Consider the following 12950-nt stretch of genomic DNA (forward strand, 5'->3'; position numbering starts at 1 on the left):
AGAAATATATAGAAAATTATCAACCAAATATTTGTTTTTAAGCACAGTTCATCCCTGCGTAGGCTGGAATCCATGATGGAAATAAAGAGCATTTTGCTTTTACAGATATTTAATCCTCAAAAAGATATGTCTTAACGACATTGTCTAAATCATGCATTAGAAAATCTACTACATTTTGAATTTACTGTTATAAAATATCTGTTTCAGAATAAAAGCAGCTCATTTTTATAACAGTAAATCCAAGGTATAGCCGGCATAAGTTTTGCCATAAAAAAAACGTCCGAAATCCTTCAGACGTTTTTCATCTATCCCTTGCACTCTCTTTAGTTCCCCATACTAATGTCCTCACACAAGATAAAGATTGTTCTATCTAAAAAAAAGCAAATCCCATGCCAAAAACCAATCTCATTGAAGCAAATCTTTTGGGTATACAAAAAAAATATTGATAGCAGGTAAAGGAACCAACACCAGCCTTATTTTATTCCTTTACATAAAATTATTGAATAGCATTTATAAGGAATTAAATTTGGATCGATCTAATTGTGTGTAATTTGTAATTGGCTTATTTTCGATAAGGTTTGAAAGTATAATATGTGTTTTTACTTCACCATAAGTAATCAGCCTGTCAATAAATTCTTGCAAGTGTATTTGATCTCTTAAAACCACCTCCATTATTATATTTTCGTTACCTGTAATTCTGTAGCAATTTATAACCTCCTTAAATTCGGGTACTTTAATCAAAAAAGGCTGTAAACGCCCCATAAATGCCCTTAGCATAATCATTGCTTTTAATTGATATCCTGTTTTTGTATAAGACACCTCTGCTATATACCCTTTTAAAACGCCATAATCTTCTAATTTTTTTATTCTTTCTGCTACTGCCGGAGAACTTAAACCTACTTTTCTTCCTATTTCAGCATTAGACAACCTTGCATTTTGTTGTAAACACTTTATAATATCCCAATTTTTGGCATCTATTTTCATATCATTCTATCTAATTAAAATTATAATTTCTAAGTATTTTATAATAACGTGTTTATAAATCATTTTACCTGATACTACATTTTTATTCTATAAATATAATAGGGCAAAATCCCTGAAACCAAAATAATGTTGTTTTTAAATAAAAAACAACATTATACATTAATTATTAAGGAAAAATAAATAATTAACCTTAAATATGAAAGAAAAAATAATAGAAATAGCTTTATTTTTGGTATAACTAATAGTTATGAGATCACAACCGCGAAATAAAAGATTATATAAGAAAGCCCTTGAAATATTATCTCTTTCCAGAAATATTTCAAACTATCTTATTCATGATTTAGCTCCGTTGCAAAGTAATGGGAGTGAAAACCCGCATATTTATTTTACTGGTGATATTATAAGACAATCTGACGCATTGGCTCCAAAAATCATAAGTGCCGAGAGCCAAATATTTCAGGATGATCGCATAAAGCATGCCGCATCTTTATTTCACATTACCAACAGGCTTTATAAACATTGTGAGCGTTTGGAGCAATCTGATAGTAATGGTAAAGAGTTTTTGATTCTTTTACGCAAAGAGCTTCGCAAGTTTAAACATCTGCAACATAAGTGGATGATGAGTTTGTAATCTTTTCATAAGGTTTTGTATTTCTTTAAAGACAATTTAATTCTTTAATTATATTACCTTTAAAATTATTTCTTTTTTACCTTATGTTTTAAAAGAAAACCAATAATTTTCACCTAAGTTCACAAGCCATCTCTATAAAGGATATATTTTCATTTTTAAGAAAATTCTTATTTACACACCAAATCTTTCATTATTTTTTCGTTTTTATAATACTTTGATGTGTTTGATTAGGAGTTTATTTTATAATTATGATTTGTAACTTAGCATATCTGTATTTTGAATATTTTTGCCTAAAAGAAAACAGAATTTAAATAGCTAAAATCCTTCAAAAATCATGAAATATGTCTTATATACTATTATAGCTTTCATCCTTTTAGTAGTCATTGCTATATTAGAGGCTAATTATGGCAAAGGTTATATGTTTGAAGCTGCGTATAAAGTACAGCAGTATATAACTTATGATGAGGAAGATTGGAAAAATTATGAAGAGATTAAAAAAAATCAATCGATATACTCAAAAGACACTAATTTTAGTATTGCCTATTCTGCAGATGATTTTTTTCCTATAGACACGATACAATCTTTTTTACCTGAAGATATTAAAAAAGAAAGAGAGAGAATAAGAGTAGGTGATTTTAACAATTTAAAACCAGCTGTTCATTTCCCTAAAGATATAGAAGCACAACGAGCTCTTATTACTTTTACAGAAGGAGAGCTATTAGAGTACATAAAAGAAAATGTCATCCTAAAAATCGGGAACTGCTATATAAATCCCAAAAAGGACGGTAACTTTAATTGCGTAAGCTGTATGGTTGTTGCTCTTGATAAAACATCAAAAAAAGAGGCTGTTGAAAGTAATGTTTATAGTGTTTTAAAACCAGTATATGACTTTTATCAATCTTCAGAAAATGACAGATGGGATGCCCGAGATATAACATTACAAATCCCTTATGACTATGATTTATTCAATAAATTTAAGTAGGGTCTGCTGAAAAACTAAGATGTAAAATGTATCTATAGTTTTTACTCAAAAGCATCTAGTTTTAGTGTTTTTTATTCCTAAAGATGATATTTAGAGCCATTTATTACACTTTTTTAGTCATTTTCTTTTTTGTTAAAAATAAAGATGCAAGTAAAATTAAGACATTGTACTGAAAAACCTTGCACCTTATAGATTGAGTACGACTCAAAACATCAATAAAATTAGGTGATAACATGTTTATCAGCAAGCCCTAAGTAATATCCTTTTGTATTTAAAACAAGGGTATTTAATAAAATATTTTTTTGTTAGCGACTTTTTATCCTAATTCTTAAAAGAAAACGACCTGCATTTTATAGTTTAAAATGCAGGTCGTTTTTTAATATCAATTATACTTTAAAAGTAAGTATAGGATTACATATTACGTCTATACTGTCCTCCTACTTCAAACAAAGAAGCTGTAATTTGCCCTAAAGAACATTTTTTTGTAACCTCCATTAAGGCTTCAAAAATATTTTTATTGGTGATTGCCTTTTGTTGTAAATCTTTTAAAAGAGCAGCCGTATCTTTAGAATTTCCTTTATGAAATTCGTTTAGCATTTTAATTTGGTATTCTTTTTCTTCTTCGGTTGCCCGAATTACTTCTCCGGGTGTTACTGTAGGAGATCCTTTAGAACTTAAAAATGTATTTACCCCAATGATCGGAAATTCTCCATTATGCTTTAATGTTTCGTAATACAGGCTCTCTTCTTGTATTTTACTACGTTGATACATGGTTTCCATAGCTCCCAATACCCCTCCCCTTTCGGTGATTCTGTCAAACTCTAATAAAACTGCTTCTTCTACAAGATCTGTAAGCTCTTCTATAATAAAAGATCCTTGTATTGGGTTTTCATTTTTGGCTAATCCCAGTTCTTTATTAATAATTAACTGTATTGCCATTGCTCTGCGAACAGACTCTTCTGTTGGCGTAGTAATTGCCTCATCATAGGCATTAGTATGTAATGAATTACAGTTGTCATAGATCGCATACAACGCTTGCAATGTTGTTCGAATATCATTAAAATCAATTTCCTGAGCATGCAAAGATCTTCCTGAAGTCTGGATATGATATTTCAACATCTGCGCTCTAGAATTTGCTCCATACTTTCCTTTTAATGCTTTTGCCCATATTTTGCGAGCTACACGACCAATAACTGCATATTCAGGATCGATCCCATTAGAGAAAAAGAAAGATAAGTTTGGTCCAAACTTATTAATATCCATTCCTCTGCTTAAATAATATTCTACATAGGTAAAACCATTAGATAAGGTTAATGCTAATTGGGTTATTGGGTTTGCTCCCGCTTCTGCAATATGATATCCTGAGATTGAAACAGAATAAAAGTTACGAACCAATTTGTCTATAAAATATTCTTGTACATCCCCCATTAATCGCAATGCAAATTCTGTAGAAAAAATACAAGTGTTTTGTGCTTGATCTTCTTTTAATATATCTGCTTGTATGGTACCACGAACTGTATTTAATGTTTGTGTTTTAATACCTAGATATACATCTTCTGGCAAAACCTGATCTCCTGTAACTCCCAAAAGCATCAACCCTAAACCATCATTACCTTCTGGCAGATCCCCTTGATATTCTGGTCGTACGGTTCCTCTTTCCTTATAGATAGCTTTAATTTTTGCTTCTACCTCAGACTCTAAATTATTTTCTTTAATATATTTTTCACAGTTTTGATCTATTGCTGCATTCATAAAAAATGCCAACATCATCGGCGCAGGACCATTAATAGTCATACTCACCGAGGTCATTGTATGGGTTAAATCAAATCCTGAATATAATTTTTTTGCATCGTCTAAACAGCAAATAGACACCCCTGCATTACCTATTTTACCATAGATATCTGGTCTTAAATCCGGATCGTTTCCATATAAAGTAACAGAGTCAAAAGCTGTAGAAAGACGTTTTGCGTCCATTCCTAAACTTACATAATGAAAACGACGATTGGTTCGCTCTGGTCCTCCTTCTCCTGCAAACATACGAGTTGGATCTTCTCCTGTACGCTTAAAAGGATACAATCCAGAGGTATAAGGAAACTCTCCTGGCACGTTTTCCTGCAAACACCATTTTAAAATATCTCCCCAAGCTTCATATTTAGGTAATGCTACTTTAGGAATTTGAGTATGCGACAAAGATTCGGTATGTGTATTTATATTAATTTCTTTATCTCTAACTTTAAAAGAGTAAACAGGATCTTTATATTTTTGGACTTTATCTTTCCAGTTTATTATAATTTCCCAGTTATAAGGATCCAGATCCAATTTTACTTTATCAAATTGATCTAATAGCAGGTTTAAGAAAACTTTGGTTGCATCTTCCTTAACATTACTCAGAATTTTATCTTGATCAATTCCTGATTTTATCAATATTTCTGCTCCGTTGGATTGGATTTCTGCTACGGATAATATCGTCTGAAATATCCCAAATAATTTTTGTGCTACTGTTGCTTGTGTAGTTGCTTTATCATCATAAGCTCTGTTGTTTTCAGAGATTTCTGACAAATATCTTGTTCTGTTTGGTGGGATAACAAATATCTTTTCAGACATTTCTTTAGAAATAACAAATCCTGAGTTTAATGTTGCCCCTGTTTTTTCAACTACCTTATCCATTATTGCTTTATATAAGGTATTCATACCAGGGTCATTAAACTGGGAAGCAATGGTACCGTATACAGGCAAATCTTCTTGCGGGGTATGCCACAAGTTATGATTACGCATATACTGTTTTTTTACATCTCGTAAAGCATCTAAAGATCCTCGTTTATCAAATTTGTTGATTGCTACAAGGTCTGCAAAATCCAGCATGTCAATTTTTTCTAATTGTGTAGCTGCTCCAAATTCTGGAGTCATTACATACAAAGATGTATCACTATGCTCTAAAATCTCGGTATCGGATTGCCCAATACCAGATGTTTCTAATATAATTAAATCAAACTCTGCTGCTTTTAGCACCTCTATAGCTTGTGCTACATATTTGGATAATGCCAAATTAGATTGTCTGGTAGCCAAAGAACGCATATACACTCGTGGTGAGTTAATTGCATTCATTCTGATTCGATCTCCAAGCAGTGCTCCTCCTGTTTTTCTTTTAGAAGGATCTACCGATATTAAACCGATAGTTTTTTCTGGAAAATCTATTAAAAACCTACGAACCAACTCATCTACCAAAGATGATTTTCCTGCTCCACCTGTTCCTGTAATTCCTAGTACGGGTGTTTTTGAAGTTTTATTCCTTTTATGTATTTGCTCTAAAGCATCTTTTGCTATCTCAGGAAAGTTTTCTGCTGCAGAAATAACACGTGCAATTGCTCCTATTTGTTTTTCAGCCAAATGATCTACTTCTCCGTTAAGGCTATCTCCAACAGGAAAATCTGATCTTTGTACCAAATCATTAATCATTCCTTGTAAGCCAAGTTCTCTGCCATCATCCGGAGAATATATGCGGGTTATTCCATAATCCATTAACTCCTTAATTTCTTCTGGCAGGATAACTCCTCCTCCTCCTCCAAATATTTTTATATGTGTTGCTCCTTTTTCTTTTAGCAAATCATACATATACTTAAAGTATTCATTATGTCCCCCCTGGTAAGATGTCATAGCAATTGCATTGGCATCTTCCTGTATTGCACAATTCACCACTTCTTCAACACTACGATCGTGCCCTAAATGTATAACCTCTACTCCTGTAGATTGTATAATACGGCGCATAATATTTATTGCTGCGTCATGACCATCAAATAATGAGGCTGCAGTAACAATTCTTACTTTGTTCTTTGGGGTATATGGTGCTATTTGTTCCATTATCAATAAAAAGTGAATTTAACGATGCCAATTTACGAAATATGCATCAAAAATGAGAGTTTATTTAGAATTATATAATTTATTTATAACGTTGTCCTTTTACATTGTATTAAGTTTAATTTTAAGATGGTTTATCTGATTTTTTTTGATAATTAAGTATATAATACCTCTCTAAACTTTAAATCTATTAAAAATAAAGAATAATATATAAATCTAAGTCTTGATAATTATTGAAATAATCTCAATAACACTAAGTTTACACCCTTAAAACCAGGTTATAATGAAAAAAACAATCTTATTGATAAATTGTCCTGACAAAAAAGGAATTATTGCAACTGTTACCAATTTTATTTTGGCAAAAAAAGGAAATACTACTTATGTAGAGCAGCATGTGGATCATGAGCTAAAAGAGTTTTTTATGCGGTTGGAATGTGAATTTGATCAGGATGAAAAAAAACTGGCTTTATTTAAAGATTCTTTTAACACCAACGTTGCTAAAAACCACCAAATGCACTGGGAAATGTACAATGCTGAAAAAGCTCCAAAAATGGCTCTTTTTGTTTCAAAATACGATCATTGCCTTTATGATATTTTAGGAAGATATGCTTCGGGAGAATTAAATGTAAAAATACCTGTCATTATAAGTAATCACGAAGATCTTAAACCAATTGCTGATGCTTTTGATATTCCGTTTGCATATATACCAGTTACCAAAAGCACTAAAGAAAAAGCAGAATTACAACAATTAGAACTTCTTAAAGAACATAAGATAGATTTTATCGTTCTTGCAAGATATATGCAAGTTCTTTCTGCAAATTTTGTAAACCAATATCCTAATAAAATCATAAACATACACCATTCTTTTTTACCTGCGTTTCCCGGGGCAAAACCATATCACTCTGCATACGAAAGGGGTGTAAAAATCATTGGAGCAACCAGTCATTATGTAACTTCTGATCTGGATGAAGGTCCTATCATAGAGCAAGAGGTAGTTAGAGTATCTCACGTACATAACGTGCAAGACTTTATTCTTAAAGGCAGAGATCTTGAAAAAATAGTATTATCGCGCGCTATTAAACATCATATAGAAAGAAAAGTACTTGTTTATAATAATAAAACAGTGATTTTTTCATAACAAGAAAACATCTCCTGTATTTGCAAAACGATACCCTTGTTTTTCTAGATCTGTTCTTTCTGTATACTCTTTTAGCAAAGCCGGATTAGAATGATTAAAGTGAATAAATATAATTTTAGACTTCACTTCTTTGGATTCGTTTTTAAATAATTCAATAGTTTCTTCTATAAAAGGATGCGGAACTTCTGCCATTGGTCTGGGGATCTCTCCATTCTTAAAAAATGTTGCATCAATAAACGCGTAATCTACTTTTTTCACCTCATGCACTATATCTTTTTTCCAGAAGGACCACTTATTAATGTCTGGTATAAAAAGTACTTTTTTATTACTGCCTATTATTGTATACCCAACAGTTTCTGAATACTCATCTCTATGAGGTACTAAAAAAGGAGTAACCTGTATTACATCTGTAATTTGCAATAAAGTATCTGCTTTTATTGAATGAATAGTTATATTTTGTAAAGAAACCAACTGCGACCATGGGCCGTTGTTTTCAAGAAAAGATTGCATTTTTGGCATTGCGTACACTGGTATATTTTTTGCTCCCATGGCTTCTCTTCCAAAATGCATTAATCCTGTATAGTGACCTATATGTGCATGTGTCAAAAATACTCCATCTATTATATTTGTATTTTTTAAATGGTTACTTTCCAAAATTGCTAATTGTTCTGGCATATCCGGAGTAGCTTCAAAAATAAACTTTTTATTATTTTTTTTATCTATCACTCCCAAAGATGTAACCAGCTCTTTACGGGCCTTACCTTCTTTTACTGCTTCAAATTCCTTAACATTGTTTATATGAGGAAAACCCCCATCCTGAGCTACTCCCAAAACAACAATATAAGTATCTGCCTTGTCTTGCAATAAGGATTGGCTTTTTATCGGTATTTTATCCCTTTTACAGGAAATGACCAAAATAGATACTAATAAAAAAATAAAATTTTGTTTCATCTGTTTAAATTTATCGTTTTAAATTTTTATTGCGGGTTAATTCCCTAAGGCTTGTTTCAAAAAAAAGCTATATTTTAGAAATTGCTCCTTTTGGGCTTGCTTTGGTTGTGGATTGAAAGTATGAAATTTATCCAGATACACTTTAGCTTGTCTATTATTTAATAAATTGGCATTACCTTTGCTATTTGTTTGGCTATAATTATAATCTCAAATCTAACAAGAAATTATGAAACAAATTTTTATTGTACTTACTGTTTTTTTGGTGTCTGGATGTGCAGAACTACAACAGGTTGTAAACAATCTACCACAAGCTACTACCGGTGGTGGATTTGGAATAAGTAACCTGGACATTGCAAACGGGCTTAGAGAAGCTTTGAACAATGGAATAGATAAGGAAGTTACCAAATTAACCCAAAAAGATGGTTTTTATAATAATCAACTTGTAAAAATCCTCCTTCCGCAGGAATTACAAAAAGTAGATAAAACTTTAAGGGATGTTGGTTTAGGAAAGCTTGCAGATGAAGGTTTAAAGGTTCTTAACCGTGCTGCAGAAGATGCTGTTAAAGAAGCTACTCCTATATTTGTAAGTGCTGTACAACAAATCACATTTACAGATGCCAAGCAGATTCTTTTGGGCAATGACAATGCTGCAACTCAGTATCTGGAAAACAAAACAAAAAATCAGCTTTATCAAAAATTTAGCCCAGTTATCAACTCTTCTTTTTCCAGAGTAGGAGCGGATAAGATATGGTCTAATATCATACAAAAATATAATGCTATTCCTTTTACAAACAACGTAAATCCTGATTTAACAGATTATGTAACCGGACAGGCTCTTAAAGGAGTATATACTATGATTGCTGTTGAAGAAAAAGATATCAGAACTCAACTAAACTCCAGAACATCTGATTTATTAAAAAGAGTATTTGCTTTGCAAGATTAGCAGCACAGATTAAATCTGGTATTATCTCTTTGCCTAATACAAAAGATATTAAGGTGCCTTGTAAACTTGTTAAAATTTATGTTAATCATCTTGGGGTAAACCCGCGAGGCATTCAGCATAAATTTTCTTTTTAATTTTGAAGCAAGCCGGAAATTACCTCCTCAATGAGGGACTAAACCTTATAATATGGGTAAATATATTGGGGTTTTACTATTCATAACACCCTTGTAATTTTGTTAAATTACAGGGGTCCACACCTATATATCTTTTGAATTTCAACCTCTTTAATCCTAAATTTATAACAACTTTAGATTATGTTAACGAGGCATTAAGACCTTGTTCCTTTCTTATCTATTACTTTTGTAATATATAATCTAAGAATACAAAAATGTTTACTTGGTTAAAAAATAAAACTGAATTACAAAAACTACAATATCATTATTGCAAATTGATGAAAAGTGCTTATAAATTAGCACTTACAGACAAGGACAAGAGCGATCTGCTTCATAAAAAAGCAAATGAAATTTTGGTCGAAATAAAAGAAATGGAAAGGCAATTGACTTAGATTTTCTGTAATTTGTTTAAATCCCTCCTATAAATGCAATAGATTGTTGATTAAATACTTCTGGCTGTTCTACATTAACTACATGCCCCGAGTTTTTAACCACAAACAAGCTAGAAAATGGATGGGCGGCAACTACTTTTTCTACCGATGGCAAAAAAAGATAATCTTCTTCCCCCATCATATATAAAGTTGGAATACTAATATCTTTTGCTCTAAAAAAACGAAGTAGTGGATTAATCTCTGAGGTTAGTTTATACCATCTTATAAATTCTTTCTGGCACAATTTCTTAGCTTCATTTGCAAAGAGCAATCTGGAATGCCTGTGGTTTTTTTTTGGCATTATGATAAAAGCAAAAAGCTTATATAACATCATATACGGAATTACCGACTTAAATATAACCCCTAATCGCATTAGTATTTGGGATCTAAGATTAAGTTTCATTATTGCCCCGCCCATAATCATACTGGATACACGATCCGGATATTTTTCGGCCAGGCTTCTAATCAAAATAGTGCCTAAAGATATCCCTACAAAATGAGATTTTTCTATTCCTTCTTTATTAATAACCTCTACTATATCTTCGGTTATCGTATCGAAGGTATATTTAGAATTAAAAGCATCTTTAAAAACTGGTTTTGATTTACCATGCCCTCTAAGATCTAATAAAAGTACATTAAAATGATTTCTAAACTCTCTAACCTGTTTATACCAAATAGATGAACTTCCTCCTGCCCCATGAACAAAAGTCACCCATTTTTCGCTATCCGAATGTTTATATATTGTATAATTAAGCAATACTAAATATTGTTTTAGAGATTCAAAAGTAGGAACTTATTTTTGATAAAAGTGTATGTTACCCTTTATTTATAGAAACGTTTATGTATTCTTTTTGTATTCATAAAGATTCATGAAGTGTTTTAAAATAGGAAAAAGCACCTGCTAAACGAGAACCGTACCAGGAAAAATATTCGCCATCCACCAATATTGTTTTGGTATTGCTACTGCTATTATTAAGCTCTGTAATATGTTTATCTGTAAATGGAAAAGGCTCTGACGATAACATAATCAAATCCAAATCCTGAAAGGTTTTAAGGTCTTTTAAATCTACTTCCGGATAACGATCTGCATGGCTAAAAACATTTATAAATCCAGCAGTTTTCAACATATAATCTATAAACGTCCCTTTACCTGCCACCATCCAAGGGTCTTTCCAAATAAAATAAGCAACTTTTTTGAGAGGCACATCTTTAATAAAAGAATTAAACATATCATTCTCCAATTTGATTTTGGATATCAATAGGTTTGCTTCCTTTTTTTTCTCAAAAAGTTCTCCATATTGCTCTATCAATACAAAAGCTTCTGGTACAGAACAAATATCAGAAACATGTACGCTATATTCTTTTTGTAACTGCTCTACTATTTCTTTTGTGTTTTCTTCTTTATTACAAAGAATAATATCAGGAGATAACTCTCTTATTTTCTGATGATTAATATTTTTAGTCCCCCCTACAATAACTTTTTCTTTTCTTATATTTTCAGGATGTACACAAAACTTAGTAACCCCTACAATCTTATCTAATAATCCTAATTCTACCAGTAATTCTGTTTGAGAAGGAACCAGAGAAATAATACGTTTTACAGGTTTTGTTATATTAATTTCTCTGCCCATTTGATCTTTATATGTCATGATTTGCTTTTTTTGAATTTTAAAAAAAAATGTTATAAAAATCATAAACACCTATATATTAGTGCTTTAAATTAGTTTTTCTTAAAAAAAAACTGTACCTTAGAGGTTATTAATAATTAAATTTTGGGGCTATGAATTCAGTGTTACTAAGCATTATCATTTATTGTATAATGGCATTTTTCGTTATTTTTATTGCATACGGTCTTTATGGATATGCAAAACAGGTTTTTAACGCTAACAGACGTTAATTCTATTCTTTAAAAAAAGCTGTCTAAAAGGGTTCTTTTATCTTAACATAAAATCAAATAAATAAACGGTATTTGTTGATTTTATACAATTTAACAGTAAGTATATAGTAATACTTTTTGGACAGCTTAATTTTTATTTTGTTTCTTCTAAAATTTGCTTCATTTGTTTTTGAAGCTCTAATGCTTTTTCTGCGGCAGATTTTGCGAAATCTAAATTATTAGATGCATATATAATACCTCTGGATGAATTTATTAGTAACCCTACTTGTGCATTCAATCCATATTTACACACCTCTTTTAAATCTCCTCCTTGTGCTCCCACTCCGGGAACCAATAAAAAACTATTTGGCACTATTTTTCTTATATCTGATAAATACTCTGCTTTTGTAGCCCCAACTACATACATTAGATTTTCAGAATTCTTATAGGTTACCGAAGTTTCTAAAACCTGTTTATATAATTCTTTTCCTTCTATATTTTTTGTTTGAAAATCAAAGGCTCCCTGATTAGATGTTAGAGCAAGAAGTATGGTGTGTTTATTTTTAAATGCAAGAAATGGTTCTACAGAATCCTTACCCATATAAGGAGCAACTGTTACAGAGTCAAACTCCATATCTTCAAAAAAAGCTTTGGCATACATAGTACTTGTATTACCTATATCTCCTCTTTTGGCATCTGCAATAGTAAAAATATCCGGATAATTAGAATTAAGATACTGTATCGTTTTTTCAAGAGATTGCCAACCTTTAATACCATAAGCTTCATAAAAAGCTGTATTAGGTTTATAAGCAACTGCCAAATGATGTGTAGCATCAATAATTGATTTATTGAATTCAAAAATAGGATCCTCTGTATCTAATAAGTGCTTTGGTATTTTATTTAGATCCACATCTAAACCAATGCATAAAAACGATTGTTTTTTATAAATCTGCCCGACAAGTTCCTGAGTTGTCATATTTCAGTCT

Annotated in this window: 11 protein-coding genes; 5 read left to right on the forward strand and 6 right to left on the reverse strand. The window is 31.3% G+C overall.

Features of this window, described 5'->3' with window-relative positions:
• Positions 1 to 510 precede the first annotated feature (510 nt).
• The gene (locus ACZIYX_RS19295) at positions 511 to 984 is read right to left on the reverse strand and encodes an Lrp/AsnC family transcriptional regulator (RefSeq protein ID WP_462683899.1); all 474 of its coding nucleotides are present in this window, start codon (positions 982 to 984) and stop codon (positions 511 to 513) included.
• A gap of 247 nt (positions 985 to 1231) precedes the next feature.
• Here ACZIYX_RS19295 and ACZIYX_RS19300 point away from each other — a divergent pair, with 247 nt between their 5' ends.
• Both ACZIYX_RS19300 and ACZIYX_RS19305 read left to right on the forward strand, forming a co-directional pair.
• Positions 1232 to 1615 carry a hypothetical protein gene (locus ACZIYX_RS19300; protein WP_462683900.1) on the forward strand — a complete coding sequence of 128 codons (384 nt, stop codon included), beginning with the start codon at positions 1232 to 1234 and terminating at the stop codon, positions 1613 to 1615.
• Positions 1616 to 1949: 334 nt separating this feature from the next.
• The gene (locus ACZIYX_RS19305) at positions 1950 to 2597 is read left to right on the forward strand and encodes a hypothetical protein (protein ID WP_462683901.1); all 648 of its coding nucleotides are present in this window, start codon (positions 1950 to 1952) and stop codon (positions 2595 to 2597) included.
• A gap of 411 nt (positions 2598 to 3008) precedes the next feature.
• On the opposite strand, the gene ACZIYX_RS19310 is transcribed toward ACZIYX_RS19305, so the two are convergent.
• Positions 3009 to 6455, reverse strand: coding sequence for a methylmalonyl-CoA mutase family protein (locus ACZIYX_RS19310; protein ID WP_462683902.1), 3447 nt, complete (start codon positions 6453 to 6455; stop codon positions 3009 to 3011).
• A 280-nt stretch (positions 6456 to 6735) separates the two neighbouring features.
• Between ACZIYX_RS19310 and purU the strand changes: the two genes are divergently transcribed.
• The gene (gene purU, locus ACZIYX_RS19315; RefSeq protein ID WP_462683903.1) at positions 6736 to 7590 is read left to right on the forward strand and encodes a formyltetrahydrofolate deformylase; all 855 of its coding nucleotides are present in this window, start codon (positions 6736 to 6738) and stop codon (positions 7588 to 7590) included.
• Here the strand turns inward: purU and ACZIYX_RS19320 are convergent.
• The gene (locus ACZIYX_RS19320) at positions 7585 to 8541 is read right to left on the reverse strand and encodes an MBL fold metallo-hydrolase (RefSeq protein ID WP_462683904.1); all 957 of its coding nucleotides are present in this window, start codon (positions 8539 to 8541) and stop codon (positions 7585 to 7587) included. The genes purU and ACZIYX_RS19320 overlap by 6 nt on opposite strands.
• A gap of 226 nt (positions 8542 to 8767) precedes the next feature.
• Between ACZIYX_RS19320 and ACZIYX_RS19325 the strand changes: the two genes are divergently transcribed.
• Entirely contained in the window at positions 8768 to 9484 is a 717-nt protein-coding gene (locus ACZIYX_RS19325) for a DUF4197 domain-containing protein (protein WP_462683905.1), read from the forward strand.
• Positions 9485 to 9872: 388 nt separating this feature from the next.
• Positions 9873 to 10049 (forward strand): Lacal_2735 family protein, encoded by a 177-nt coding sequence (locus ACZIYX_RS19330; RefSeq protein ID WP_462683906.1) that lies wholly within the window; start codon positions 9873 to 9875, stop codon positions 10047 to 10049.
• Positions 10050 to 10065: 16 nt separating this feature from the next.
• On the opposite strand, the gene ACZIYX_RS19335 is transcribed toward ACZIYX_RS19330, so the two are convergent.
• The 3 genes from ACZIYX_RS19335 to pyrF all read right to left on the reverse strand — a co-directional run bounded on the left by ACZIYX_RS19335 (position 10066) and on the right by pyrF (position 12940).
• Positions 10066 to 10845: an alpha/beta fold hydrolase gene (locus ACZIYX_RS19335; RefSeq protein ID WP_462683907.1), complete on the reverse strand. Its 780-nt coding sequence runs from the start codon at positions 10843 to 10845 to the stop codon at positions 10066 to 10068.
• A 100-nt stretch (positions 10846 to 10945) separates the two neighbouring features.
• The gene (locus ACZIYX_RS19340) at positions 10946 to 11737 is read right to left on the reverse strand and encodes a helical backbone metal receptor (protein WP_462683908.1); all 792 of its coding nucleotides are present in this window, start codon (positions 11735 to 11737) and stop codon (positions 10946 to 10948) included.
• A 381-nt stretch (positions 11738 to 12118) separates the two neighbouring features.
• Positions 12119 to 12940, reverse strand: coding sequence for an orotidine-5'-phosphate decarboxylase (gene pyrF, locus ACZIYX_RS19345; RefSeq protein ID WP_462683909.1), 822 nt, complete (start codon positions 12938 to 12940; stop codon positions 12119 to 12121).
• Positions 12941 to 12950: the final 10 nt, after the last annotated feature.

Source organism: Aquimarina sp. (assembly GCF_977115655.1).

Bases quoted from the DNA above. Each gene is read 5' to 3' on its own strand.
- ACZIYX_RS19295 (WP_462683899.1), bottom strand. From the start codon at position 984: ATGAAAATAGATGCCAAAAATTGGGATATTATAAAGTGTTTACAACAA.
- ACZIYX_RS19300 (WP_462683900.1), top strand. From the start codon at position 1,232: ATGAGATCACAACCGCGAAATAAAAGATTATATAAGAAAGCCCTTGAA.
- ACZIYX_RS19305 (WP_462683901.1), top strand. From the start codon at position 1,950: ATGAAATATGTCTTATATACTATTATAGCTTTCATCCTTTTAGTAGTC.
- ACZIYX_RS19310 (WP_462683902.1), bottom strand. From the start codon at position 6,455: ATGGAACAAATAGCACCATATACCCCAAAGAACAAAGTAAGAATTGTT.
- purU (WP_462683903.1), top strand. From the start codon at position 6,736: ATGAAAAAAACAATCTTATTGATAAATTGTCCTGACAAAAAAGGAATT.
- ACZIYX_RS19320 (WP_462683904.1), bottom strand. From the start codon at position 8,541: ATGAAACAAAATTTTATTTTTTTATTAGTATCTATTTTGGTCATTTCC.
- ACZIYX_RS19325 (WP_462683905.1), top strand. From the start codon at position 8,768: ATGAAACAAATTTTTATTGTACTTACTGTTTTTTTGGTGTCTGGATGT.
- ACZIYX_RS19330 (WP_462683906.1), top strand. From the start codon at position 9,873: ATGTTTACTTGGTTAAAAAATAAAACTGAATTACAAAAACTACAATAT.
- ACZIYX_RS19340 (WP_462683908.1), bottom strand. From the start codon at position 11,737: ATGACATATAAAGATCAAATGGGCAGAGAAATTAATATAACAAAACCT.
- pyrF (WP_462683909.1), bottom strand. From the start codon at position 12,940: ATGACAACTCAGGAACTTGTCGGGCAGATTTATAAAAAACAATCGTTT.